Below are 25350 nucleotides of genomic sequence, written 5' to 3' on the forward strand. Positions count from 1 at the left end.
ATGTTCGACGTCAGCCCTTGTCGGGGGCATCCGTGTCCTTGTCGGACGGCGTGTCGCCGTCTGCGGACTCGGACTTCGCGGCGGGTGCCGCGCCCGGCTGGGGCTCGGCCACCGCGACCCGCGCGGGGCGGATCGTGCGCTCGCCGATCCGGTAGCCCGGCTGCAGGATCGCCACGCAGGTCGTCTCCGTGACGTCCGGCGCGTACGAGTGCATCAGGGCCTCGTGGATCGTCGGGTCGAAGGGCTCGCCCTCCTTGCCGAACTGCTGCAACCCCATCTTGGCGGCCGCGCTCTCCAGCGATTCGGACACCGACTTGAAGCCGCCGACCAGTTCGCCATGTTCCCGCGCCCGGCCGATGTCGTCCAGGGTCGGGAGGAGTTCCGTCAGGAGGGACGCGACCGCGATCTCCTTGACGGCGATCCGGTCCCGCTCCACGCGACGGCGGTAGTTCTGGTACTCCGCCTGGAGCCGCTGGAGGTCCGCGGTGCGCTCGGAGAGCGCGGTACGGGCCTGGTCCAGCTGCGCCAGCAGAGCGACGTCCGCTGCTGCGGAGTCCCCGGCCGGGGCCGCGGCCTCCTCCTCGGAGGAAGCTGCGGCCTTCGACTCGGCGGCGTCGTCAGGCGTGCCGTCGGCGGGGACTTCGGGCTTCTCGTCGAATCCCGGGGTCTCCTCCGACATCAGGCAGCGCCACCCTTCGGCTTCTCGTCGTCGACGATCTCGGCGTCGACGACGTCGTCGTCGGCCTTGGCCTGACCGGCGTCATCGGCGGCGGCGCCACCGGCGGCCTGGGAGGCCTGGGCGTCGGCGTAGATGGCCTGGCCGAGCTTCTGGCTGACCGCGGCGAGCTTCTCGGTCGCGGTGCGGATCTCGGCGGCGTCGTCGCCCTTGAGCTTGTCCTTCAGCTCGGTGACGGCCGTCTCGACCTCGGTCTTGACGTCGGCCGGGACCTTCTCCGCGTTGTCCGCGAGGAACTTCTCGGTCTGGTAGACGAGCTGCTCGCCCTGGTTGCGGGACTCGGCCGCCTCCTTGCGACGCAGGTCCTCGTCCGCGTACTGCTCCGCCTCCTGGCGCATGCGGTCGACCTCGTCCTTGCCGAGCGAAGAGCCGCCGGTGACGGTCATCTTCTGCTCCTTGCCCGTGCCGAGGTCCTTGGCCGTGACGTGCATGATGCCGTTCGCGTCGATGTCGAAGGAGACCTCGATCTGCGGGACGCCACGCGGGGCCGGCGGCAGGCCGGTCAGCTCGAACATGCCGAGCTTCTTGTTGTACGCCGCGATCTCGCGCTCGCCCTGGTAGACCTGGATCTGCACCGACGGCTGGTTGTCCTCGGCCGTCGTGAAGATCTCGGACCGCTTGGTCGGGATCGTGGTGTTGCGCTCGATGAGCTTGGTCATGATGCCGCCCTTGGTTTCGATACCGAGGGACAGCGGGGTCACGTCGAGGAGCAGGACGTCCTTGACCTCACCCTTGAGCACGCCCGCCTGGAGGGTCGCGCCGATGGCGACGACCTCGTCCGGGTTGACGCCCTTGTTGGCGTCCTGACCGCCGGTGAGCTCCTTGACGAGCTCGGCGACGGCCGGCATGCGGGTGGAGCCGCCGACCAGGACCACGTGGTCGATCTCGGACAGCGCGATGCCGGCGTCCTTGATGACGTTGTGGAACGGGGTCTTGCAGCGGTCCAGGAGGTCCGCGGTGAGCTGCTGGAACTGGGCGCGCGTGAGCTTCTCGTCCAGGTGCAGCGGGCCCTCGGCGGAAGCCGTGATGTAGGGCAGGTTGATCGAGGTCTCCGTGGAGGAGGACAGCTCGATCTTCGCCTTCTCGGCGGCCTCGCGCAGACGCTGGAGCGCCATCTTGTCCTTGGACAGGTCGACGCCGTGACCGTTGGCGAACTGCTTCACCAGGTAGTCGACGACGCGCTGGTCCCAGTCGTCACCACCGAGGTGGTTGTCACCGTTGGTGGCCTTCACCTCGACGACGCCGTCACCGATCTCGAGGAGGGACACGTCGAAGGTGCCGCCACCGAGGTCGAAGACGAGAATGGTCTGGTCGTCCTTGTCGAGACCGTAGGCCAGGGCGGCGGCGGTCGGCTCGTTGACGATGCGCAGGACGTTCAGACCCGCGATCTCACCGGCCTCCTTCGTCGCCTGACGCTCGGAGTCGTTGAAGTAGGCCGGGACGGTGATGACCGCGTCCGTGACCTTCTCACCCAGGTAGGCCTCGGCGTCGCGCTTCAGCTTCTGCAGGATGAAGGCGCTCATCTGCTGCGGGTTGAAGTCCTTGCCATCCAGGTTGATCTTCCAGTCAGTGCCCATGTGGCGCTTGACGGAGCGGATGGTCCGGTCCACGTTCGTGACCGCCTGGCGCTTGGCGACCTCGCCGACGAGCACCTCGCCGTTCTTGGCGAAGGCGACGACGGACGGCGTGGTCCTGGCGCCCTCGGCGTTGGTGATGACGGTGGGCTCGCCGCCTTCGAGAACGCTGACGACGGAGTTAGTGGTGCCCAGGTCGATGCCGACCGCACGTGCCATTTTGATTCCTCCAGCTGACTTGAGTGGAACAGGCTCAAGAATGCCCCACCTTCGCCCGTCCGTCAACAGAGCTGAGTCGAGGGGGCTCAATCTTTAGGCCTTCCTTACGCGCAACCCGACGGACTCAGGGCCGTGCGGGGGAACGCCGCCGCGCGGCGCGCCGGGCGGGCGGGGGGCCTGCGGCACGGTGCTGGCATGCCCCTGCTGCTCACGCTCCCGACCCGGTGGACCCTGCCCGCGAGGCCGCCCGCCAAGCGGGTGCTCGACCTCGCCGGCGCGCTGGTGCTGCTGGGCCTGGTCGCCGTCCCGTTGCTGCTGGTCGCCGCCCCGCTGTACGCGGCCGGCCGCACGGGCGTCCTCGTACGCACCCCGGCCGTCGGCCTCGGCGGCCGGTCGTTCCGCACCTGGCGGCTGCGCACCGAGGGGGCCGGACGGGTCGGCGCGGCGGTCCGACGGTGCGCGCTGGACGGAATGCCGCAACTGCTCAACGTGGTGCGGGGCGAGATGTCGCTGGTCGGACCCCGTCCACAATGCGACACGGGTCGACCGGAGCGGCTCCTCGTACGTCCCGGTATGACCGGATTGTGGCAGGTCAGCGCGCGGTCCGACCTCCCCTGGGAGGAGATGGCGCTGCTCGACCGGCACTATGTGGAGAGCCATTGGCTGGGGATGGATCTCGCGATCCTCGCGCAGACCCCTCGGGCGGCCTACCGACAGAGGCATGCCTGAGCGACACAGATCACCGCACGCTCACCTACATTGCGGCGCGGGGAATGGGTAACCTCAAGCCTTGACTCAATAAGTTACCGCTTAGTAAGTCCCGCCCGAGGAGCCCTCCCATGCAACTCGCCGCGATCATCGTGTCGCTGGTTCTGACCGTGGTCGGCGTCGCGCTGCTCGCCCGAGCCGTGGCGCAGATCTACCGCTTCGTGAAGCTCGGCCAGCCCGTGCCGGCGGGCAGCCGCACGGACCGCCCGAAGGATCGAACGCTCACCCTGGTCAGGGAGTTCCTCGGCCACAGCCGGATGAACCGCTGGGGCATCGTCGGCTTCGCGCACTGGTTCGTCGCGATCGGCTTCCTGACGCTGCCGCCGACCCTCGCCCAGGCGTACGGCCAGCTCTTCCAGGCCGACTGGACGCTGCCGATCATCGGCGGCTTCCTGCCGTTCGAGATGTACATCGAGTTCATCGGCCTGATGACCGTCGTCGGCATCCTCGTGCTGATCGCGATCCGACTGCTCAGCCTTCCCTCGCGGGCCGGTCGCAAGTCGCGCTTCGCCGGCTCGAAGGCCTGGCAGGCGTACTTCGTCGAGTACATCATCCTCACGATCGGCCTCGCGATCCTCGCGCTGCGCGGCCTTGAGGGCGCGATCCACCACGTGGACTCGTACGACCCGGCGTACTTCGTCTCGTACCCGCTGGTGCTGGCCTTCAAGGGGCTCTCGCTCGGCGCGCTGCAGAACGCCATCTACTTCACCGCGATGATCAAGATCGGCACCTCGCTGATCTGGATGATCGTCGTCTCGCTCAACACCAACATGGGTGTCGCCTGGCACCGCTTCCTCGGCTTCCCGAACATCTGGTTCAAGCGGAACGCCGACGGCGCCGTCGCGCTGGGCGCACTCCAGCCGATGACCAGCGGTGGCAAGGAGATCGACTTCGAGGACCCGGGCGAGGACGACTCCTTCGGCGTCTCCCAGGTCGAGCAGTTCTCCTGGAAGGGCATCCTCGACTTCTCCACCTGCACCGAGTGCGGCCGCTGCCAGTCGCAGTGCCCCGCCTGGAACACCGGCAAGCCGCTGTCCCCGAAGCTCCTGATCATGTCGCTGCGCGACCACGCGCACGCCAAGGCCCCGTACCTGCTGGCGGGCGGCGGCAAGGACATGGAGGGCAACGAGAAGGCGACCGCCGAGCAGCTGAAGGACGTCCCGGCCGCCGCCCTCGCGGAGGCCGAGCGCCCGCTGATCGGCACCGCCGAGGAGAACGGCGTCATCGACCCGGACGTGCTGTGGTCCTGCACGACCTGCGGCGCGTGCGTCGAGCAGTGCCCCGTCGACATCGAGCACATCGACCACATCGTCGACATGCGCCGCTACCAGGTGATGATCGAGAGCGCGTTCCCGTCGGAGGCGGGCACGATGCTCAAGAACCTGGAGAAGAAGGGCAACCCCTGGGGCCTGGCCAAGAAGCAGCGCGTCGAGTGGACGAAGGAGGTCGACTTCGAGGTCCCGATCATCGGGAAGGACGCGGAGGACCTCTCCGAGTTCGACTACCTGTACTGGGTCGGCTGCGCGGGTGCGCTGGAGGACCGGGCCAAGAAGACCACGAAGGCCTTCGCGGAGCTCCTGAACATCGCGGGCGTCAAGTTCGCGATCATGGGCGGCGACGAGAAGTGCACCGGTGACTCCCCCCGCCGCCTCGGCAACGAGCCGCTGTTCCAGCAGCTCGGCCAGGAGAACGTGGCGATGCTGAACATGGCGTTCGGCGAGGACGACGACGACCCGGCGACGAAGAAGCCGAAGTCGGCGAAGCGGATCGTCTCGACCTGCCCGCACTGCTTCAACACCATCGCGAACGAGTACCCGCAGCTCGGCGGCGAGTACGAGGTCATCCACCACACGCAGCTGCTCCAGCACCTCATCGACGAGGGCCGGCTGCTGCCGGTTACCCCGGTCGACGGACTGGTCACGTACCACGACCCCTGCTACCTGGGCCGCCACAACAAGGTCTACACGCCGCCGCGCGAGATCATGTCGTCGGTGCCGGGCCTGCGGCAGCAGGAGATGCACCGCCACAAGGAGCGGGGCTTCTGCTGTGGCGCGGGTGGCGCGCGGATGTGGATGGAGGAGCGGATCGGCAAGCGCATCAACAACGAGCGCGTCGACGAGGCCCTGTCCCTGAACCCGGACATCGTCTCCACCGCCTGCCCGTTCTGCCTGGTCATGCTGACCGACTCGGTCAACGGCAAGAAGAACGACGGCCAGGCCAAGGAGTCGGTGCAGGTCGTCGACGTGGCGCAGCTGCTGCTGGAATCGGTGAAGGCCCCGGAGCCGACGGCGGAGGAACTCGCCGAGGCGCTGGCCGCGCAGGAGGCGGAGGAAGCGGCGGCTGCGGCTGCCGCTGCCGCCGCCGCTGAGAAGGCCGAGGCGGAGGCTGCGGCGAAGGCGAAGGCTGCTGCCGAGGCGAAGGCTGCTGCGGAGGCGAAGGCTGCGGCGGAGGCCGAGGCTGCGGCTGCGGCGACGGCTGCCGCCGGGGCGGAGACGGAGTCGGCCGAGGAGGCTCCCGCCGCCCAGGTGAAGGCAGAGGACGAGGCGAAGGCCGACTCCCCGACCGCGACCGCCGAGGAGGCTCCCGCCGCCCAGGCGGGGGCCGAGGACGAGGCGAAGGCCGACTCCCTCGCCGAGGCGGAGGTCAAGGACGAGGCCAAGGACGAGGTCGAAGCTGAGGCGAAGGCTGACGACGCGCCGACCGCCGAGACCGGGGCCACGGCCGAGGTGAAGGCCGAGGACGCCGAGGCAAAGGTCGAGGACGAGCCCGCCGCCGCCGAGGCGGAGGCCGGGCCGGTCGCTGCGGCCGAGGCCAAGGACGACGCGGCGGAAGCCAAGCCGGCCGAGGCCGACGAGGCCAAGGGCTCCGAGGTCGAAGCCAAGGCCGACGACGCCGAGAGCTCCGGGGCCGAGGCAAAGGTGGACGACGCCGAGGGCGACGACGCCAAGGACGAGGCCGGGGCCAAGGGCGGCAAGTAGCCCCACCCCACCCGCTGCGCGGCAGCGCGGGCGCGGTACGCAGGAACGGCCGGTCCCCATCGGGGGCCGGCCGTTCCCGTTGACGGGACGGGCGGGTCAGCCGCGGCCGCGGCGCAGCATCGCGAAGCCCAGGCCGGCCGCGCCCATCGCGGCCATGCCGCCGCCGGCGGCCACCAGCGCCGGGGTGTCGCCCTTGTGCGCGACGCCCTCCGCGCCCGCCCGCACGCCGCCCTTGGGCACGATCCGCTCGGGCTGCGTCGTCCCGGCGGGCTTCACCGGCAGGGCCGGGGCCGGGGCGGGGGCCGGCTTCGCCTTCTCCACCGTGTACGTCTCGATCAGCTTGCCGGTGCCGAAGTCGTAGACCCAGCTGTCGCCGCCGCTCCTGCCGTCGATGGCGACGAACTTGAACCGTCCGCCGTCCTGGACCAGCTTGTACATCCAGCCGTCCTGGAGCGCGTTCGGGTGCTTCAGGTCGATCGTGACCGGCGGGAGCCCGTCCGGCATGGAGAGCTCGACGCGCTTGCCGTGGCGCCCGTCGACGAGCTTCGCGATCCGCCCGTCGGGCAGGGTGACGCGGACCCGGGTCTCCTTCTTGACGTCCGGCTTCGGCTTCGCGACCGGCTTCTCGACGGGCTTGCCGCCCTCGACCCACGACGTCACCGTCCCGTTCCCGTGCAGGGTGACGTGGAGGCCGTTGTGCGTGCCGTTCGTCGACCGGCCGTCGGAGCAGGCCAGGGTGCCCACCTTGCGGTCACCGGCGAATATGTCGGCCTCGAAGCGGTGGTCGCCGACCTGGTAGACCTTCGCGACGGAACCGTCGGCCAGCCGCACCGTGGTGACGTAGCCGCGCGCCTTGACCGGGGGCGCGGTCGGCTTCGCGACGGGCGGGGTCGTCGGCGTCGTCGTCGGGACGGTCGGAACCACCGACGGGTCCACGGCCGGCTGCTCGATCCCGGGCAGCACCTCGGGCTGCGGAGCCGTCGGGGAGTCCGCGAAGGCGGATCCGACGGGAAGCGCCAGCACGGCGGCGGCTCCCGTGAGGACGGCGGCGGTACGAAGGGTGCTGCGGCGGGTGCTGCGCATGGTGCGGGCTCTTTCCTGCTCGTTCGTGACTCCGTGGCGACGACACCGACGAAGCTACGGGCCCGATACGTAGGCATTCCGTCGAGAACGTAACGAACCCCCGCAGACTGGCGCGCAGCCGAGTAAAACACCCACCCGGGCATCCCCTAGGGGATGTCACAGCTCAGCCGCAAAGGCCGCGTGTTCCGGCGGCCGGGCCACCGACGGCCCGCCGAGCAGGTACTTTCGATCACGTGGCTGGATTCAGGATCGGACGCGGCCGGGACAACAACCGCACCCCGCAACAACCTCCGCAACCCCCGCGGCAGCAGCCGTACGGTCAGCAGCAGCGCCAAGCGCCGCAGGCACCGTACGGTCAGCAGCCCTACCCTCCCGCCGGTCCACCCCCGCAACAGCAGTGGCCCCAGCAGGGAGCCGCCGGGGGGCATCACGGCGAGCCCGAGTACTTCGACCCGTACGGCCAGCAGCAGCAGCCGCAGGCCCCGTACGCGGCGCCGCACGAGCCCTCGTACGCGAACAACCCGGGACACACCCAGGCCTTCGTGTTCGGCGAGGACCCGTACAACCAGGGCCCGACCTACCAGGCGGGTGCGGCGGCGGCAGGGCCCGTGGGGCCCCGGTTGCACTGGAAGGAGCTCCTGCGCGGCATCGTGATGCGGCCGGGGCCGACCTTCCACCAGATGCGCGACCACTCGGTCTGGGGTCCGGCGCTGGTCGTCACGTTCCTCTACGGCATGCTGGCCGTCTTCGGCTTCGACAAGGCCCGCGAGGACGCCATCAAGGCGACCCTCGCCCAGGCGATCCCGATCGTCCTCACCACGGGGCTGGCGTTCGTCATCTGCGGCCTCATCCTGGGCGCGGTCACCCACACGCTGGCGCGCCAGCTGGGCGGCGACGGGGCCTGGCAGCCGACGGTCGGACTGTCGATGCTGGTCATGACGATCACGGACGCCCCGCGCCTGCTGGTCGCGGTGTTCCTGGGCGGCGACAACATGTTCGTCCAGGTGCTGGGGTGGGTCACCTGGCTCGCGGCCGGCGCGCTCTTCACGTCGCTGATCAGCAAGTCGCACGACCTGCCGTGGCCGAAGGCGCTCGGCGCATCCGCCATCCAGCTGGTCGCCCTGCTGTCGATCATCAAGCTGGGCACGCTCTGACCGGGTTCTGATCGGGCTCCGGCCGGGCTCCGGACCCGGCCCGACCCGCGGACCCGTACGCACAGGAGGGGCCCGCCGCGCAGACCGCGCGGCGAGCCCCTCCGTACGTCCGGCTCGCCCGCCTCAGGCGTCGAGGACCTGGCCCTCGCGCTTGACGACGGGCGGTTCGACCGACCAGGGGAAGTTGATCCACTCGTCGGTCTTCTTCCACACGTACTCGCACTTCACGAGGGAGTGGGACTTCTCGTAGATCACGGCCGACCGGACCTCGGCGACGTGACCGAGGCAGAAGTCGTGGACCAGCTTGAGCGTCTTGCCGGTGTCGGCGACGTCGTCGGCGATCAGGACCTTCTTGTTCGTGAAGTCGATCGCCTCGGGCACCGGCGCCAGCATGACCGGCATCTCCAGCGTGGTGCCGACGCCGGTGTAGAACTCCACGTTCACCAGGTGGATGTTCTTGCAGTCGAGCGCGTACGCCAGCCCACCCGCGACGAAGACCCCGCCGCGGGCGATGCTCAGGATGATGTCGGGCTCGTAGCCGTCGTCGGCGATGGTCTGCGCGAGCTCGCGCACGGCGCGTCCGAAGCCCTCGTAGTCGAGGTTCTCGCGTACTCCGTCAGTCATGCCTCGTGCCTCACCTGGGTGCGGTGGAAGTTCTGGAAGGAGCGCGAGGCGGTCGGCCCGCGCTGCCCCTGGTACCGGGACCCGTACCGCTCGCTGCCGTACGGGAACTCCGCCGGCGAGCTGAGACGGAACAGGCAGAGCTGCCCGATCTTCATGCCCGGCCACAGCTTGATCGGCAGGGTGGCGAGGTTCGACAGTTCGAGGGTGACGTGACCCGAGAACCCGGGGTCGATGAACCCGGCGGTCGAATGCGTCACCAGACCCAGCCGGCCGAGGCTGGACTTGCCCTCCAACCGGGAGGCGATGTCATCGGGCAGCGAGATGACCTCGTACGTCGACGCGAGCACGAACTCGCCCGGGTGGAGGATGAACGCCTCGTCCCCCTCCGGCTCGACCATGCGGGTCAGGTCGGGCTGCTCGACGGCGGGGTCGATGTGGGCGTAACGGTGGTTCTCGAAGACCCGGAAGAACCGGTCGAGACGCACATCGATGCTGGAGGGCTGCACCATCGACTCGTCGAAGGGGTCAATGCGAACCCGTCCGCTGTCGATCTCGGCCCGGATGTCTTTGTCGGAGAGAAGCACGTCCCGAGGATACGCAGAGCGCCCGGGCCACCCCCAATCGAGAGCCGACCCGCGCGCCCCGCCCGGACTCCCCGGCTAGCGCTTGGCGCCGCCCACGGGCACGGCATGCCTCAGCCGCGCGCACCGCGGGCACCTCAGCAGCCGTCCGGGCCCGATCCGCCCGGCACCGAGGTGCTGAAGCGGGAACGAGGCGGTACTGAAAACGTGCCCTTCGGCACAACGGACGACGGTGTGCTCCATCGAGTCCCTTTCCCCAACGAGCCGTACTGCGATGAATCGCCACATTAGGGGATGTTCGGGACGCGCTCCAGCCGCCACTCCCGCCGCCGCACCGCGCCCTAGGCTACGCCCCAACTCCCGCACGCACGCGCCCCGATGTCCCCGGCGACGCGACACCGCCCACGCGGGCGAATTCACCGCGGGTCGATCATGAGGTACAGTGTGCAACGGTACGGATCCAGGCAACTGGTCCATATTGCGGATGTAGTTTAATGGTAGAACATGAGCTTCCCAAGCTTATAGCGCGGGTTCGATTCCCGTCATCCGCTCCATAGCAAAGCCCCAGGTCAGCGACCTGGGGCTTTTGTGTTGCCCTGCCTTTCCCGTGCCGTTCCGGGCTCGTGGAGTCGGGTCAGCGGACCGGGGGTTCCAGCAGGGTGAGGGTGGTGTCGTGGAGTTCGACCGGTACGCCCGTGGGGAGGGTCAAAACGGGGTCGGTGTGGCCGAACTCGAACTCGGTGGCTATCGGGAAGGACGTGCCGTGGCACACGTCGAGCACGATGCGCTCCAGTTGGGCGCGCTGCTCGTCCGTCCACTGGCGCGGGCGGCCCAGTACGAGCCCGTTCACCCCGTCGAGGAGGCCCGCGTGGCGCAGCTGCCACAGGTCCCGGGCCGCCTGTCCCGGGCCGTAGCCGTTGTCGTCGGTGAACTCGAAGGCGAGGACGTGGCCCCGGTAGTCCGGCAGCCAGGGCGTACCGAGCAGTTGCAGGGCGCTGGGAACGCATCCGGTGAGCAGGGGGCCCTGGGCGAGGCCCGGGCGCAGGGCCTTGCGGGGGCGGGCCGGCACGGCTTCGCGCGGGCGGCTGTCGTCGGACCAGTCGAGGAACTCCTCGATCACCTCGGCTTCCGAGGGGAAGCGGCCCGTCCAGCCGCGCATGGTCAGGTCGGTGAAGGAGCGGAGGGTGAGCTCCGGGACGCCGCCGTTCTCCGCGAACTGTGACAGCAGGGCCGGTCCGTAGAAGGTGGTGGCGCCGGTTCGTGCGTACAGGGCGTGGTGCAGCACCGTCGCGTCCGAGTAGCCGCACATGACCTTGGGGTGCGCGCCGAACGCCTCGTAGTCGATCAGGGGCAGGAGTTCGGCGGCGGTCAGGCCGCCGATCATCCACAGGATGCCCTGGGTGGAGGGATCCCGTACGGCCCGGTTGAACTCCTCGGCGCGGGCCGCGCGGGTCTCCGGGAAGACGCCGGGTCGGCCGGGGGCGGTCACGACGTCGAGGCCGGTGCGGGCCGCGAGCTCGGCCATGCCGCGTGCGGCGCGCTCCGGGAAGACCTCCGCGCCCCGCCATGACGGGGAGATCACCGTGAGCGTGTCGCCGACCTTCAGCCGCGGCGGGCGCAGGCGAGTCGCTCGCAGTCTGCGGGCCTGTCCCTCGGACACGCCGTAGGTGGAACGGAGTTCGGCGTCGGTGGTGTGCGGGTGGCGGTCCAGCAGGGTGAGGGCCGCGCGCAGGTTGTCGGCGAGGGCCCGCTCCCGACGCTGCCGTTCAGCGCGCAGGACGTCGAGCAGTTGCCTGGTGGCTCCGAAGCGGCGTAGGAGTTGCTCCCCGCCGTCGACGCCGAGCGCGCTGTCGAGCAGGTCGAGGGTCCGCAGGACGAACTTGCGGACCACCGAGCCGGGGCCCTTGCCGGCGAGGCGGGCGCCGTCCTCGACGAGCATGGTGACGGCGCGGAACAGGTTCACCGCGTCGGCGGCGGCCTCCGGTGACAGGCCCGCCCGGACGGCGATGGTGACCCGGTCGGCGATCTCGGGGAGGGCGAAGGCGTTGGGGCCGTGCGGGATCGCGGCCGTGACCTCGACGCCGAGGCCGACCTCGGCGTACTCCCGTTCGCCGTTGTGGACGACTATGAGGTTCGACAGGGGCTGCCAGCGCGGGCAGCGGCAGTCAGGCCGGCACTCGGGTTCGCAGCCCACGTCCGGTCGCCGGTAGTAGTAGGTGATGCCGCGACCGGTGAGCGGGCTGTCGTCCCCGTACGTCCAACGGGTGCTGACGGTCGAGTCCGGGAGGACGTGCAGGGTTCCGCCGTGGCGCGCGGCCGCCCTGCCCACGGATTCCTGGAGGTCGGTGTCGCGGCTGTCGACGAGGACGTGGAGCCGGTCGGCCGGGGGGTGGCCGAGCGCGGCCAGGGTCGCCTCGTGGGTGTCGTCGGCGATCCGGTCGAGGTCGGCGGCTTCCTCGATGTCCGCGAGCAGGCCGACCATGCCGAAGGCGAACAGCCAGGGGTGTTCGCCGTGCGCCCGGAAGCAGGGCTGGTAGTGGCAGAGGGAGCCGATGCGGCCCCCGCGGGCCAGGGCCGCCTTGTGCGGCGTGATGGTCGCGTTGACGAAGGTCACCGACGAGTCCGCCTCGGTGAGTCGGGCAGCGGGCGTCAGTTCGTAGCCGCGGGCCGTCAGGGTGTCCAGGAACGCCGTCACCACGGCCTGGCTCACCGGGCTCGCGCCGACCGACGAAGCCGTCGCGAACATGTGTTGACGGATCGCCGGCTCACGTTCCCGCGGCGCGGTTCGCATCGGATGGGGGGCGACGTCGATCATGTTCGTCTTCCTTGGTCGGTGATCCACCCTGAAGAGAGCGCTTGGCGCCGGGGCCCCGCCCGGGGACTCGGGTCGCGGGCCGGGATCGTTCGATCCCCCGGCCGGTCCAGCATCGCCGGCGGGCCGGGCGGCGGACAGCGCTCCGCTGTGGCACGTACCCGCCTGGCAGCTTGGTGCCCGTCGCGCACCACCCCACGAGCTGCGGCAAAATGGGAACAACTACCCATTTCAACCAGCGCGTTGTGCCATCATGTGGCGAGCGGGCACGGCAGTCGGGTGCCACGGTGGCGGGGGACTCCACACCGTGGGACGGACCGACGGAAGCCGGACGGCACGAGCGGGCGGACGGGTGGCGGACTTCGCGCGCACCCGGAACGCGCGGGTGCGCGGACTGCGCTCCACGCAATCGAGCCGCGCAATTCATGGAGTTCGCGCACCCCGTGCGGTGCACGCGCCGCGCGGGCACCGGCGCATTCCTCCGAATCCTCCTCGGACCCTCCCGCCGCCGATCCCCGGCCGGGTCCCGTGCCTGCCCCACCACCTGTACGCATCATTCCCCAGGAATCAGGCAGACCACATGATCCGAACATTCACCAGCGACGAGATACGGGACACGTTCCTGGAGTTCTTCGTGAAGAAGAACCACACGAGGATCGATTCCGCGTCGATCGTTCCCGTGAACGATCCCTCGCTCCTCTTCGTCAATGCGGGAATGGCTCCGCTGAAGCGCTATTTCCTCGGCGAGGCCATTCCGCCCGCAGCGGACCTCTGCAACGTCCAGCCGTGCGTGCGCACGAATGACATCACCGATGTGGGCGACCGCCACCACCTGACCTTCTTCGAAATGCTCGGCAGCTGGTCGATCGACAACTACTTCAAGGAACGCGCCGTCGAGCTCGCCTTCGAGCTGCTCACCGAACGGTTCGGGTTCCCCAAGGACAAGCTGTACGTCACCGTCTACCGGGGCAACGCGGAGCTCGGGCTGCCCCCGGACGACGTCTCGGCCGCCGCCTGGGAACGAGTCGGGATGGCCCGCGACCACATCGTGTACCTCGGCGAGGACAACTTCTGGTCCACCGGCGACACCGGCCCCTGCGGCCCGTGCACCGAGGTGTTCTACGACACCGGCAGCGAGCACGGCGAGACGTACCGGCCCGGAGGGGAGTTCGACACCACGAGCCGGTACATCGAGATCTGGAACGCCGGCGTCTTCATGGAGTTCGACAAGCGACCGGACGGCCGCTTCGAGCGCCTCCGGTTCCCCAGCGTCGACACCGGCTCCGGTCTGGAGCGCATGGCCATGGTGCTCCAGGGCCACGACTCGGCGTACGAGACGGACCTGCTCGCACCGGTCGTCCGGGCGGTGCGCGAGGGCCTGGGCGGAGCGGCGGCCTCCGAACGGGACGTCCGGATCATCTCCGACCACATCCGCTCCTCGACCTTCATGCTGAGCGAGGGCGTCGCCCCCTCCAACGAGGGGCGCGGCTACATCCCGCGGCGGCTGCTGCGCAAGACGATCGCCGTGGCGACCCGCAGCGGCTTCCAGGACATCGACGTACCCGAGCTGGCCGACGTCGTGATCGACCGCCTGAAGGGCGCCTACCCCCGGCTGGGCACCAACCGCGACCGCACGCTGGAACTCCTCGCCCGGGAGCAGCGGGACTTCGGCCGGGTCGTCCGGCGCGGCCTCGACCAGCTGTCCGGGCTGGCCACGGGGCCCGGGTTCCGGATCTCCGGTGAGGAGGCCTTCAACCTGTACGCCACCCATGGCATGCCGGTCGACCTCATCCGTGACTTCGCGACGGAGCAGGGCGGCTCCGTGGACGACGCGCGCTTCACGGAGCTGTTCTCGGAGCACCGCGAGCTGTCCCGGGGAGGCACGGGCAAGGCCGAGCCCGGCGCCGCGAAGCCCGCCGCGCGGACCCTCGCACCCGAGGTCGTCGCCGCCATCGGCGCCGCCGGCACGGAGTTCCTCGGCTACGAGGAACTGGAGGCCTCGGCGCGGGTCCTGTCCGTCTCGGGCCCGGACGGGCCCGCCGACAGCCTCGCCACGGGCGAGGAGGGCCTCGTGGTCCTCGACCGCTCGCCCTGCTACCCGGAAGGGGGCGGCCAGGTCGGGGACACCGGCCGGATCACCGGCACCGACCTGACGGCCGAGGTGACGGACACCCGCCGGATCGACGGGCACCACGTGCACTTCGTCCGGGTCGACAACGGCGTGCTGCGGACCGGGGACACCCTGCGCGTGTCCGTGGACGCGGACCGCCGACGGGCCACGATGCGCAACCACTCCGCGACCCACCTGCTGCACGCGGTGCTGCGCGAAGTGCTCGGCGAACAGGTGCGCCAGGCCGGGTCGCTGGTCGCCCCCGACCGGCTGCGGTTCGACTTCGAGCACCCCCAGGCCCTCACCGAGGACGAGACGGACCGCGTCGAGCGCCTGGTCAACGCCCGGGTACTGGCCAACGCGGGCCGGAACGTACAGGTGAAGCCGTACCAGGAGGCGGTGCGCGACGGGGCGATCGCGTTCTTCGGCGACAAGTACGGGGACGACGTGCGCGTCGTGTCCTTCGCCGGCGTCAGCAGCGAACTCTGCGGCGGCACGCACGTGTCGACCACTGCCGAGATCGGCCTCTTCCGGATCGTCGGCGAGGGCAGCGTCGGCGCAGGCGTCCGCCGCATCGAGGCGGTCACCGGCGAGGGCGCGCTGGCCTACACCCTGGACCGCGACCGGACCCTCAAGCAGGTCTCCGGCCGGCTGCGGGTCTCCGCGGAGCAGTTGCCCGCCCGGATCGAGGCGCTGACCGCCAAGGAGCAGAAGCCGGCCCGGCAGGCCCGGATCAGCGCCGAGTCGCTGGCCGGGGAGGTCCGGGAGTCGGTGTCCGGGCTGCGCCACGTCGTGGTCGTCGATCCGCCCCTGGACCCCAAGCAACTGGCGGACGAGGCCGCCCGGCTAGGCGACGAACTGGGCGCCGTGGTGCTGTTCCTCGTACCTGACGGGACGGGCTCGTCCCGCATCGGTGTGGGCGTGCCCGCCGCGCTGAGCGCGCGGGGCACCGCCAAGGACCTGTTGGAGCGGGTGCTGGCGGTCACCGGTGGCCGCGGCGGCGGCAGTGCCCGGTTCGCACAGGGCGGTGGCATCACCGCTCCCCTCGCCGAGGTGGCCGCCGCCGCGGGCTCGGTGCTGGAGGGCGCCTCGGTCTGACGGTCACCCTCGTACGGCCGGTCGGCGGGCCGGTCGTACGAGGTGGGCCGGCCGGCGCCGCTGCGAGGAAGGGCCTCCCACCCGTGACACGGGTGGGAGGCCCTTCGCCGCCCTGGGGCCGACCGGGTGGAGCCGACGGCTTCCGGAACGCGCGAAGCGAGGGCCCCGGTGGTTCGCCGATGAAGACGGCGGACCACCGGGACCCTCGCGACGAACGGGCCGCCCCGATCGGGGGCGGGGCCGGGTCAGAACCCGACGGCCACCCGTTCCCACACCGTGCGGCAGAACGCGGCCGACCGGTCCGCGGTCAGCCGCCCCGCCGGACGCCCCTCGGTCCACTCGGCGAACGCCGCGATGGCCTCGGTCAGCGTCACCCTGGCGATGCCCGCGCCCAGGCAGAAGTGGTGCCCGGCCCCGAAGGACAGGTGCGGCCGGTCCCGGTCCCCCTCCGGCAGGATCCGGAAGCGGTCCGCCGCCGCGAACACGGCGGGGTCCCGGTTGGCGGCGGCCACCACGAGCGCCACCCGGTCGCCGGCGCGGATGGTCTCCCCCGCCACCTCGATCGGTCCGGTGGCGCTGCGCGGCACGAAGTGGAACGGGGCGTCGTGGCGCAACGCCTCCTCGGCGACCTGCGCGGCGTCGACGCGCCCGACGTGCAGGGCGTCGAGTACGTTCTCGGACCCGTCGAGCAGGCCGACCAGCGCGGAGCCGAGGCTCGCCGCGACCGGTTCGATGCCGCCGGTGAGGAGCTGCGCGTACAGCGCCGCACCCTGTTCCGGCCCGAGGTCGAGGAAGGCGCGGATCTGCGGGGGACCCTGCCCGGCACGGGCCATGGGCAGGATCACCGTGCGCAGGTAGTCCTGGAGCTCGCGGATCGCCGCACGCGAACGCGGCGCCCGGTCCGGCTCGCACTGCGGGACACCGATGAACTCGATGATGTCGCGGGACCAGGAGAGGACCGACTCGCGGTGTTCCTCGTCGATGCCCAGCAACCGGCACGTCACCGACACGGCGAGGGGATGGACGAACCGCCCCAGCAGGTCGGCGTCGTACGGATCGCAGTCGGCCAGCAGCCCCCGCGCCTGCGCGGCGACCCAGTCGCGCAGGGGGCTGACGCTGCCGGGCCGGTACCCGGGACCCGCCGCGGCCCGCACCCGCGTGTGGGCGGGGGGATCCGTGAACATCGGCCACGAATCGAAGAAGGCCACCACGTCCTGGACTCCCGCCCGGACGGACGGGTCGAGCTCCCCGAAGAAGCCCGACCCGATCCGGGCCGAGAGCCGGGAGTCCCGCAGCAGGGTGTTCACTTCGCGGTAGCTGGTCACGTACCAGCACTCCGTCCGCGCGTCCCACCACACCGGCGCCTCCTCGCGCAGGCGCCGGTAGTGGGGGTGGGGGTCGAGGGCGAAGTCCTCGGACAGCAGGTCCACCTGCATGGTCGCTTGCATGTTCGGCTCGATACCGGGTGCTCAGGCCGGGCGACGGCTGACGACGAAGAGGTTGTTGCTGCGCGGGGCGATGCCCGGCGTCTTGCGCAGCGCGTTCTCCATCTCGAAGATCCGGTCGGCGTTCTCGCCGGCCAGGATGCCGACGAGCTTCTCGGTGGAGCCGTGCAGCTGGGTCTCCTGGTAGCCCGGATAGATCACGTTCGGGAAGCCGGAGACCACGTCCAGTTCCAGTCCGGCGGCCGCGTGCATCCGCTCGATGCGCTCGATGTCGAACAGGTGCATGTCCGGCATCGACGTGGTGAAGCGGCCGCGGCCGGCGAGGGCCTTCTCGGCCTCGTCCAGGTTGCCGACGCTGATGTTGAAGAACGCGGTGTGCCAGACGCTCGGCAGGAACGAGACGAGCAGGCCACCCGGGTTGAGCAGGCCCGCGATGTCCGCGATGACCTTCTCGGGGTCGGCGACGAAACCGAGCACGTTGTGGAAGTTGAACGCCAGGTCGAAGGTCTGGCCGGCGAGGGTCTCGGAGACGTCGGCCAGATCACCGCGGACGAACGAGACGCGGTCGGCGAAGCCACGACGTTCGGCCTTCTCCTCGGCGACGGCCAGCATCTCGGCGGTCAGGTCGAAGGACGTACCGCGGCTGGCCGGGGCCTGCTCGGCGAAGAACGTGGTCCAACGGCCGGTGCCGCAGCCGGCGTCCAGGAAGCGGAAGCCCTCGGGCAGCTTCGACAGGACCTCGTCCTTCAGCGCGGCGGCCAACAGCCGGTCGGACAGCATCCAGTACGGCTGCAGATCGACGTCGTCGTAGGCGTCGGCCTTCACGGAAAAGTAATCCTGGACGTCGGCGAGCAGGGTCTCGGTCATGAAGTGGAATCTCCTGTGAACGCGGTGCGACACATTCGTGCTCCGGCATGGAGCACAAGGGCACACGGGAATTCGGCGAACCGGCCGAAGAAGGCCTTGCCGAGGGATGATGACGGGACTGTAGCCCCGGACACCTTCGCCCATCAACGATCAATGGCGACCACCGGCGGGCACCAAGCTGCCACGAACGTAGCTGCCAGCCGCAGTCCTTGGTGACCGGTGTCCCGTGAAGTCATATTGGTGGGGCGGGGGAATCATCCCATCCCGATTTCCGGGACCATTCGTGACATGCGTTCGCGATTCTTCCTCCCCATCAGCACATAGGCCGCGGACCGGCACCGGAGAACCCACTCGAACCACCGGCAGCCGTTCCGCCACCCGAACAGGAAGAAACAATGAGCCTCAAGAACGACTTCTCGCACGGCGGATGGCGTCCCTCCTCGGACCGGTTCCTCGAAATCGTGGACCAGCCGCTGTACCGGACCCTGGTCGACCTCCAGGACCTGGTGACCACGCGGACGGCATCCTTCTGGAGCGAGCGCGGCGTCAAGTCGGTGCACCTGCCGATCACGACGAACAGCATCTCCAGCCCGATGGGCCTGGGCAGCGACTCCCTGCCGGTGGAGATCGACCTGTTCGGCGAGCGCACCTTCCTCGCCGACTCGATGCAGTTCATGTTGGAGTACGGCTGCCGGCTCAGCCGCGGCGGTGCGTGGTACCTGATGCCGAGCTTCCGCGGCGAGGACGCGGACGAGTCGCACCTCAACCAGTTCTTCCACAGCGAGGCCGAGCTGCCCGGCGGCCTCGACCACTGCATGGACGTCGTGGACGCCTACATCCGCTCCCTCGCCCAGGGCGTCATGGACAACCTCGCCGACGAGGTGCGCGAACTCGCCGGCAGCACGGCGCACATCGAGCAGATGCTCGCCCTGGACACCTTCCCCCGCCTGACCTTCGACGAGGCGGTCGCCCACCTGGACGGCGACCCGTACGCGGTGGAGCAGCACGACGGCTGGCGGACCCTGACCCGGCACGGCGAGCGCCGGCTGATGCAGGAGATCAGCCCGGTCCTGTGGGTCACCCACTACGACCACCTGTCGGTGCCCTTCTACCAGGCCTACGGCGACGCGGACCGGCGCACCGCCCTCAACGCCGACCTGCTGTTCGGCATCGGCGAAACGGTCGGCTGCGGTGAGCGCCACGTGGACGGCGCGCAGACCCGGGCCGCACTGGAGCACCACAACGTGCCGGAGGAGTCCTACGACTGGTACGTGCGCATGAAGCAGGAGACGCCGATGCACACCTCGGGCTTCGGCCTGGGCGTCGAGCGCTGGTTCATGTGGGTGCTCAACCACAAGGACATCCGCGAACTCCAGCTCGCCCCCCGCCTCAACGGCGTGGCGCTCACCCCGTGACGCGACCGCTCGTGTGGTCCCGGCTCGCCCGGGACCACACGGGGGGCGTCGCGACGGAAGGTGCGCACGCATCCGGCCGGGTCCGCACGACCGCATGGGGGGTCGATGAACTCGCCTCCAGCATTGCGGAGTTGGCCTTCGAGGTGTTGGAGTTCCCGGTCGCCGTGACGACCGATCTGGCGGATGTCGGGCTCGAACCGAGCGGGGCGATCCGGCTGGCGGCGCACGCGTACCAGGAGTTCGGGCTGCCGCTGTCCGTCGCCGGCGTCTACGCGGGGCGCACGCCGATCGGCATCGCGGCCGCTCTGCTGGGGCGGGGGACGAGCCCGATCACAGGCCGGATCGACCTCGCCGGCGGCCCCGGCGTCCCCTCAACCGCTTGGGACGACGGCGCCCCGGGCGGCGCCGGGCGTCCCACCGAGGGCGTGTCCCTCCTCTACACGGCTACCGGCGACTCCGAGATCTCCCCGGCCCGACTCACCTCCGCACTGCGCGGACTGGCCGCCCGTCAGGCCGTACTGCGCACCCGGCCCATCGGGGCGGGGAGCCCCGCCCGCCCTCCGGGCGGGCTGCCGGACTGGGGCCTGCTGGACGTCGACCTCGTGCCCGTCCCTGACACCGGCTGGGAGGCGCTCCAGGAGGCGCTCGACCTCGCCGCGCGCGCGGCCCGGGAGGAGTTCGACACCGAGCGCGGGCCTTTGGCGCGCTGCACCCTCTACACCTGGGGCGGCGGTCGACTGCTGGCCGTCCACCTGCACCGCGGCGTGCTCGACCCCTGGTCCTTGGACGCGTTCGAGAGGGAGTTGGAGCGCGGCTACGCCGCAGCCCACCCCGGGGACGTTGTGGATGCCGACGGCACGGGTCCGCGGCCGGAGGACGCCCGCGGACCGGCGGCCGGCCCGTCGTACGGGCTCCCCATGGCATCCGACCGGCAGGTCCGGCCCGCCGCGCCGCCCCCCATCGCCTGGCCCGCCCGGGCGCGTCCGCACGACCCCGACGGCCGCGACGACGCGGCGGTCGAGTCCGTGCTGCCCGTGGACGAAGCGCTCCTGACCCGGCTCCGCAGCGCGGCCCGCGACCTGGGTGTGTCCCTGACCTCGCTCGTGTTCACCGCGTACGCCCGCGGTCTGGCCGAGTTCACCGGCCGGCCGGAGTTCCTCGTCGGTCTGACGGTGTCGGGCCGGGTGGAGCCGTGGCAGGAGACGGCACTCGGGCGCCGGGAGCTCACGCTGCGGGTCCGCGTGCGCGCCGTGCCCGGTGAGCCGCTGGTCACGCTGCTGCGGCGGTGCGACCGCCAGGTGCTCCTCTCGGCCGACCACGGCTGGTGGTCCGGGACGACCGACTCGCCCGGCTCACGGCCCGACATCGGGGGCGCTCCGCCGGTCCAGGCGTCCCTGTGCGTGGAACCGGGCACGCCGGCCAGGCCGCTGCGTCTCGGTCCGGCGCTGCTGGCGCCCGCGCGGATGCTCCGTTCGGCGCCCGCGGTCGACCTCACGGCGGAACTCCTGCGCGCCGACCGGCCCTACGGAGGGCGGCGGTTGTTGTTCACCGCGGACCCGTCCCGGATCGACGCACGGGGCCTGGGCCAACTGGCGGGCGCGGTCGGCGAAGCGCTTGAGCGCCTGGCCTCGGATCCCGATGCCGGCGCGACGCGATGAACGACGAGGACGGCCGGGGAGTCCCGCACCCGCGGGCTCCCCGGCCGTCCTCCTTCCTCCGCCCCCGGGGGCGCCTCCCCTACGCGACCAACTCGGTGACGCTCTCCTTCGACTCCCCCGATGCCTCCGGATCCCGAGGCACCTCGGTCACCTCCGTGACGGGCAGCCTCAGCAGCAGGACCAGCAGCGCGGTGGCCGCCGTCACGGCCATGGCCAGCAGTACGAAGAGTCGGGCCAGGCCGTGATCGGCGAACAGGCCCGCGGCGAACGGTCCGACGGTGAACCCGAACGAGGTGGCGATGCCCAGTACGGCGTTCGCGCGCCCCCGGTCGGCGCTGGTCGCGGCGGCGTTGACCAGGGTCGGCATCGACATGGAGTAGAAGGCCGCGCCGACGGAGGCCAGCGCCACGCCCGCGCAGATCAGCGTGAGCATCAGCGGCTTGGACGTGACGTTGATCGCCGTGAACAGCAGGCCCCAGAACACCAGCCAGGTCGACGCGGCGATCGCCAAGGACACCCGGTGCGGGGTCCGCTTGATCACCGGCATCAGGGCGACCTGCGCGATCACCGCGAAGGCGGTGTCGGCCAGGAACATCATCGCCAGATCGGACGGCCGGACGTCGGAGACGGCGAGCAGTACGGCCGGAATGCCCGACTCCAGCTGCGAGTAGCCGATGGCGAACATCAGGAAGGCGACGAGCAGCGCCGCGAGCAGCGGCCCGTTCGCCAGCACGCGGACGTAGGAGACGCGGGGCGCGCCCTCCTTCGCCCGGTGCGCGGTCGTGGGCAGGCTCTTGGCCGCGACGACGGTGATCAGGGCGGCGAGTACGAAGGTGAGGGCGTCGGCCAGGTACACCGCCCGGAAGGTCCACAGGTGTTCGCTGCTGACGACGAGGCCGGACAGCACTCCGCCGAGTCCCAACGCGGCGTTCGCCACACCGAAGTTGAATCCGAAGGCGACCGGGCGACGGTCGGGCGCCACCACCTCGGCTAGCAGCCCCTGGGCGACGCCCGCGCCGCCCACGCCGAGTCCGAAGGCCGCGGCGGCGACGGTGGCGTGCCACGGCTGGGACACCCACGCGTACAGGCCGGTGCCGGTCGAGGCGAAGAGCATCGCGGTGCCCACCGTACGCACGCTGCCGAACCGGTCGGCCGCCCAGCCCGCGGTCAGACCGCCGACGACGGCGGTCACGGAGGTGACGGCCATCGCGTTGGTGGCGACGGATATGCCGAAGCCGTGCCCCTGGACGAGGTAGAGGACGAGCAGCGGCAGCACGAGTCCGGACCCGAAGGCGCTGACGCCACCGGCCAGCAGCAGCAGCTTCGCCGCGGCCGGCAGCTCCCGGAAGTCCCGCACGACCGTCATGCGGCGGTCTCCACGTCGGAGTCGATCCCATCGGCGTCGATCCCGGCGTCGTCCGCGCCGGCGTCGTCCGCGTCGCTGTCGGTCCTGTCGGAAGCGGTCTCGAAGACGAGCGCCGCTTCGAGGGCGAGGACCCGCTCGGTGAACTGGGCCTCGCTGTCGGCGCCGATGACCAGCGTCACTCCGGGCGCGAGGCTGTTCGTCCATACGGTGTCGCCGACACGAGCGGTCCGATCGACGTCAAGGACGTACGGGAAGGCCTCGATCTCGGCGTCGCTCGGCTCGCTGGTGATGCGGCCCGGCGTGTGGGGTGTCAGCATGACCCAACCGATGTAGGGGTGGGGCGGCGCGGGCAGCGGCTGTGACGTGCGGTCCGCCGAGACCAGGGACTCGGCCCACACCTCGCGCAGGTCGGCGCCGCGCGCCCGGAACGCCTGGGTGGTACCGCCCCCGCCGGGGCGGGTGGCGATCTCGGAGAACCAGAGGCTGCCGTCCGGGGACCGGAACAGTTCGGTGTGCGTGATGCCGTCGGTGATGTCCAAGGCCTCGTTCACCCGGCGGTGGAGCTCCTCGACGGCCTTGTGGAGCTCCGGCTCGCGCGCGGGGGGAAGCTGGATCGCTCCGTTGAGGTGGCCGGGGTCGTCGAGTTCGATCCTGGGGCGCAGGTACTTGCTGACGGCGAACTCCCAGGGCTCGCCGGCCACCCAGACCGCGTCGACGTGGAACTCCTCGCCTGCGATCATCTGCTCCGCCATGAAGGGGCCGTCGGCGGCGTTCTCCGTGAGCCAGGACGCGAGTTCGGCGGCCGTTTCCACCCGGGCGGTGCTGACCACCCCGGCGCCGGCCACGGGCTTCACGACGGCCGGGAACCCGACCGCCCGCTCGACGTGGCGGGCGGCGGCAGCGGGGTCGCCGGGCGGGACCGTCGTGAAGCCCGCCGTGGGCACGCCGAGCCGGCGGACCGCGGCCTTCATCGCGCGCTTGTCCCTGACCTGGACGCTCTGGGCGATGGTGGGCCGCCCCAGGCCCAGCAGGGCGGCGAGGTAGGCCGCCGCGAACTGGCCGCGCTCGCAGACGCTGACCACCCGGTCGAAGGTCAGGCCCTCCTCCTGGAGGCCGGTGACCAGTACGGCCAGTTCGTCCATCGCGTCGAAGCTGTCGATGCGGATCAGCCGCTCCAGCCGGCCGACCACCTCGGGGTCGAGGTGGCGGTGTTCGGACTCCCATGCGTCGATGAGCAGGACGACTTGCGCGCCACGGGACAGCAGGGCCTCGATGGCACCGACTTCCCAACGGCAGACCAGGAATCGCACGAAAACACCTCTCAAAATCTTGTCGGGGCGGCGCCGCCAGTTTCTTCCGGACGGGAACGCACATGCCGAGAATTGGGCCGGGAGGCGTCGACCGGAAACCGGAGGAAATCCATCCGATAAATTCACGCATTTCCGCCCCAACGGATACTCATTTCAAGGACAATTCTCGCGGCGGGGCCACTCCGAACTCAATCGATCCGTCCGGCAGCTTGACGCCCGGCACCTTGATGTCACGGCGCACTGCGACCGAATCCCTCCCCCACCAGCCGCCTTGACCAGCCATTTCGCGCGGTCGACATCGCTACGATCAAGAGACGTCACGTTCCGTGACAGGGCTGGACACCCTCGGTTCCCGATCGCTACGCTCCTGCCATCCCGTCCCGAAATTCGGTGGGCGCACGTATTCAATCCGCTGCAACAGACGGCGGTTCGGCCCTCCCCGGAACCGACTCGAACCTGCCAACTACGGTCCGAGTCAGCGGGGTTGGCGCCGAGAATGAAGAAAGTGAAATGCGATGGACGCGAAGCTCGCCGTCAGCGATGCGGCGGAATCGGCGCTCGACTGCCTCGGCATGACCCGGCTCGCGGAGTCGCTGTACCAGCTGATGCTCCTGCACCCCGAATGGGACGTGCCCAAACTGGCCGAGGAGCTCGGCGCCACGCCGGACGCCGTGGAGACGGGCCGCGCGGAGTTGACGGGCCTGGGCCTCGTCTGGCCGTCGCACGAGAATCCCGACCGGGTGGTGGCCGTCCAGCCGAAACTGGGACTCGGCTCACTCATATCGCAGCGGGAGGCCGCGCTCCTCAAGGAGCAGCACGAGCTGCAACGGGCCCGCACCTCCATGATGTCCCTCATACGGGAGCACGAGGCGACCCTCGGCACCCGCGAAGGCGGCCGGATCGAGTACCTGCGCAGCCTCGATTCGACGAGGAACCGCATCGCCGAGCTGTCCAAGGACGTGCAGACGGAGATCCTCGCCCTGATCCCCAAGGCAGGGCTCTCGCCGGAGAGCATGGAGGCCAGCCAGAAACTGGACGGCGAGGTGCTCGCCCGCGGGGTGTCACTGCGCACCATGTACCTCGACAGCGTCCGCAACCACCCCTCGACCCAGCAGTACGCGGTCTGGCTCACCGACCTGGGCGGTGAGATCAGGACGGTGCCCACCCTGCCGATGCGCATCATCGTGATCGACCGCAGGACGGCGATCCTGCCCATCGATCCCAAGGACAGCCGCGCCGGGGCGCTGCTCGTCCGCGAGGCGAGCGTCATCGACGCCCTCGTCACCCTCTTCGAGCGGCTCTGGGAATCGGGTCTCCCCCTCGGCACCTCGGGCCAGCGCGACGGCCAGGGACTCACCGCCCAGGAGCGCGAACTCCTGCGCATCCTGGCCTCCGGGTTGACGGACGAGGCGGCGGGCAAGCGGCTGGGGCTCTCCCTGCGCAGCGTCCGACGGATCATGGCGGACCTGATGACCCGCCTGGAGGCGCGCAGCCGCTTCGAGGCGGGAGTGCGCGCCGTGGAGTACGGCTGGCTCTGATCGGAAGGGCCCCG

16 protein-coding genes, 1 tRNA gene and 1 pseudogene are annotated in these 25350 nt (G+C 70.6%); 8 read left to right on the forward strand and 10 right to left on the reverse strand.

Annotated elements, in window-relative coordinates; all coding sequences use genetic code 11:
• Positions 1 to 10 precede the first annotated feature (10 nt).
• Entirely contained in the window at positions 11 to 679 is a 669-nt protein-coding gene (grpE, locus tag ACFVS6_RS00585; RefSeq protein ID WP_385575268.1) for a nucleotide exchange factor GrpE, read from the reverse strand.
• Positions 679 to 2529, reverse strand: coding sequence for a molecular chaperone DnaK (dnaK, locus tag ACFVS6_RS00590; RefSeq protein ID WP_389699761.1), 1851 nt, complete (start codon positions 2527 to 2529; stop codon positions 679 to 681). Before dnaK ends, grpE begins: the two co-directional genes overlap by 1 nt.
• A gap of 195 nt (positions 2530 to 2724) precedes the next feature.
• On the opposite strand from dnaK, the gene ACFVS6_RS00595 reads away from it, so the two are divergent.
• Positions 2725 to 3258, forward strand: coding sequence for a sugar transferase (locus tag ACFVS6_RS00595; RefSeq protein ID WP_389699762.1), 534 nt, complete (start codon positions 2725 to 2727; stop codon positions 3256 to 3258).
• A 110-nt stretch (positions 3259 to 3368) separates the two neighbouring features.
• Positions 3369 to 5591, forward strand: a pseudogene (locus ACFVS6_RS00600) ((Fe-S)-binding protein); the annotation flags it as partial.
• A gap of 780 nt (positions 5592 to 6371) precedes the next feature.
• Here ACFVS6_RS00600 and ACFVS6_RS00605 read toward each other — a convergent pair.
• Positions 6372 to 7358 carry a hypothetical protein gene (locus ACFVS6_RS00605; protein ID WP_389699763.1) on the reverse strand — a complete coding sequence of 329 codons (987 nt, stop codon included), beginning with the start codon at positions 7356 to 7358 and terminating at the stop codon, positions 6372 to 6374.
• A 233-nt stretch (positions 7359 to 7591) separates the two neighbouring features.
• Here ACFVS6_RS00605 and ACFVS6_RS00610 point away from each other — a divergent pair, with 233 nt between their 5' ends.
• A complete protein-coding gene (locus ACFVS6_RS00610; protein ID WP_389699764.1) occupies positions 7592 to 8512 on the forward strand; it encodes a Yip1 family protein in 921 nt (306 codons plus the stop codon).
• Positions 8513 to 8635: 123 nt separating this feature from the next.
• Here ACFVS6_RS00610 and ACFVS6_RS00615 read toward each other — a convergent pair whose 3' ends face one another.
• Both ACFVS6_RS00615 and dcd read right to left on the reverse strand, forming a co-directional pair.
• Positions 8636 to 9136, reverse strand: a complete 501-nt coding sequence (locus tag ACFVS6_RS00615) for a phosphoribosyltransferase (RefSeq protein WP_281208127.1) — start codon at positions 9134 to 9136, stop codon at positions 8636 to 8638.
• Positions 9133 to 9720 (reverse strand): dCTP deaminase, encoded by a 588-nt coding sequence (dcd, locus tag ACFVS6_RS00620; protein ID WP_351824564.1) that lies wholly within the window; start codon positions 9718 to 9720, stop codon positions 9133 to 9135. Before dcd ends, ACFVS6_RS00615 begins: the two co-directional genes overlap by 4 nt.
• Before the next feature lie 477 nt (positions 9721 to 10197).
• Between dcd and ACFVS6_RS00625 the strand changes: the two genes are divergently transcribed.
• Positions 10198 to 10271, forward strand: a tRNA-Gly gene (locus ACFVS6_RS00625).
• A gap of 80 nt (positions 10272 to 10351) precedes the next feature.
• On the opposite strand, the gene ACFVS6_RS00630 is transcribed toward ACFVS6_RS00625, so the two are convergent.
• Complete coding sequence (locus ACFVS6_RS00630) at positions 10352 to 12532, reverse strand: LD-carboxypeptidase (RefSeq protein ID WP_389699765.1); 2181 nt, start codon at positions 12530 to 12532, stop codon at positions 10352 to 10354.
• A 577-nt stretch (positions 12533 to 13109) separates the two neighbouring features.
• On the opposite strand from ACFVS6_RS00630, the gene alaS reads away from it, so the two are divergent.
• Positions 13110 to 15737 carry an alanine--tRNA ligase gene (gene alaS, locus ACFVS6_RS00635; RefSeq protein ID WP_389699766.1) on the forward strand — a complete coding sequence of 876 codons (2628 nt, stop codon included), beginning with the start codon at positions 13110 to 13112 and terminating at the stop codon, positions 15735 to 15737.
• A gap of 245 nt (positions 15738 to 15982) precedes the next feature.
• Here the strand turns inward: alaS and ACFVS6_RS00640 are convergent, their stop codons facing one another.
• A complete protein-coding gene (locus tag ACFVS6_RS00640; protein ID WP_389699767.1) occupies positions 15983 to 17185 on the reverse strand; it encodes a cytochrome P450 in 1203 nt (400 codons plus the stop codon).
• 21 nt (positions 17186 to 17206) lie between these two features.
• Positions 17207 to 18049, reverse strand: coding sequence for a class I SAM-dependent methyltransferase (locus tag ACFVS6_RS00645; protein ID WP_389699768.1), 843 nt, complete (start codon positions 18047 to 18049; stop codon positions 17207 to 17209).
• 395 nt (positions 18050 to 18444) lie between these two features.
• On the opposite strand from ACFVS6_RS00645, the gene ACFVS6_RS00650 reads away from it, so the two are divergent.
• Together ACFVS6_RS00650 and ACFVS6_RS00655 are read left to right on the forward strand one after the other, a co-directional pair.
• A complete protein-coding gene (locus ACFVS6_RS00650; protein ID WP_389699769.1) occupies positions 18445 to 19464 on the forward strand; it encodes an amino acid--tRNA ligase-related protein in 1020 nt (339 codons plus the stop codon).
• Entirely contained in the window at positions 19461 to 21122 is a 1662-nt protein-coding gene (locus tag ACFVS6_RS00655) for a hypothetical protein (protein WP_389699770.1), read from the forward strand. The genes ACFVS6_RS00650 and ACFVS6_RS00655 overlap by 4 nt, the downstream gene beginning before the upstream one ends.
• A 79-nt stretch (positions 21123 to 21201) precedes the next feature.
• On the opposite strand, the gene ACFVS6_RS00660 is transcribed toward ACFVS6_RS00655, so the two are convergent.
• Positions 21202 to 22488 carry an MFS transporter gene (locus tag ACFVS6_RS00660; RefSeq protein ID WP_389699771.1) on the reverse strand — a complete coding sequence of 429 codons (1287 nt, stop codon included), beginning with the start codon at positions 22486 to 22488 and terminating at the stop codon, positions 21202 to 21204.
• Complete coding sequence (locus ACFVS6_RS00665) at positions 22485 to 23798, reverse strand: acetyl-CoA carboxylase biotin carboxylase subunit family protein (protein ID WP_389699772.1); 1314 nt, start codon at positions 23796 to 23798, stop codon at positions 22485 to 22487. Before ACFVS6_RS00665 ends, ACFVS6_RS00660 begins: the two co-directional genes overlap by 4 nt.
• Before the next feature lie 515 nt (positions 23799 to 24313).
• On the opposite strand from ACFVS6_RS00665, the gene ACFVS6_RS00670 reads away from it, so the two are divergent.
• Positions 24314 to 25336, forward strand: a complete 1023-nt coding sequence (locus ACFVS6_RS00670) for a LuxR C-terminal-related transcriptional regulator (RefSeq protein WP_389699773.1) — start codon at positions 24314 to 24316, stop codon at positions 25334 to 25336.
• The last annotated feature ends 14 nt before the right edge of the window (positions 25337 to 25350 follow it).

The organism is Streptomyces sp. NPDC057939, assembly GCF_042887545.1.
Classification (GTDB): Bacteria; Actinomycetota; Actinomycetes; order Streptomycetales; family Streptomycetaceae; genus Streptomyces.

Bases quoted from the DNA above. Each gene is read 5' to 3' on its own strand.
- grpE (WP_385575268.1), bottom strand. From the start codon at position 679: ATGTCGGAGGAGACCCCGGGATTCGACGAGAAGCCCGAAGTCCCCGCC.
- dnaK (WP_389699761.1), bottom strand. From the start codon at position 2,529: ATGGCACGTGCGGTCGGCATCGACCTGGGCACCACTAACTCCGTCGTC.
- ACFVS6_RS00595 (WP_389699762.1), top strand. From the start codon at position 2,725: ATGCCCCTGCTGCTCACGCTCCCGACCCGGTGGACCCTGCCCGCGAGG.
- ACFVS6_RS00605 (WP_389699763.1), bottom strand. From the start codon at position 7,358: ATGCGCAGCACCCGCCGCAGCACCCTTCGTACCGCCGCCGTCCTCACG.
- ACFVS6_RS00615 (WP_281208127.1), bottom strand. From the start codon at position 9,136: ATGACTGACGGAGTACGCGAGAACCTCGACTACGAGGGCTTCGGACGC.
- ACFVS6_RS00630 (WP_389699765.1), bottom strand. From the start codon at position 12,532: ATGATCGACGTCGCCCCCCATCCGATGCGAACCGCGCCGCGGGAACGT.
- alaS (WP_389699766.1), top strand. From the start codon at position 13,110: ATGATCCGAACATTCACCAGCGACGAGATACGGGACACGTTCCTGGAG.
- ACFVS6_RS00640 (WP_389699767.1), bottom strand. From the start codon at position 17,185: ATGCAAGCGACCATGCAGGTGGACCTGCTGTCCGAGGACTTCGCCCTC.
- ACFVS6_RS00645 (WP_389699768.1), bottom strand. From the start codon at position 18,049: ATGACCGAGACCCTGCTCGCCGACGTCCAGGATTACTTTTCCGTGAAG.
- ACFVS6_RS00650 (WP_389699769.1), top strand. From the start codon at position 18,445: ATGAGCCTCAAGAACGACTTCTCGCACGGCGGATGGCGTCCCTCCTCG.
- ACFVS6_RS00660 (WP_389699771.1), bottom strand. From the start codon at position 22,488: ATGACGGTCGTGCGGGACTTCCGGGAGCTGCCGGCCGCGGCGAAGCTG.
- ACFVS6_RS00670 (WP_389699773.1), top strand. From the start codon at position 24,314: ATGGACGCGAAGCTCGCCGTCAGCGATGCGGCGGAATCGGCGCTCGAC.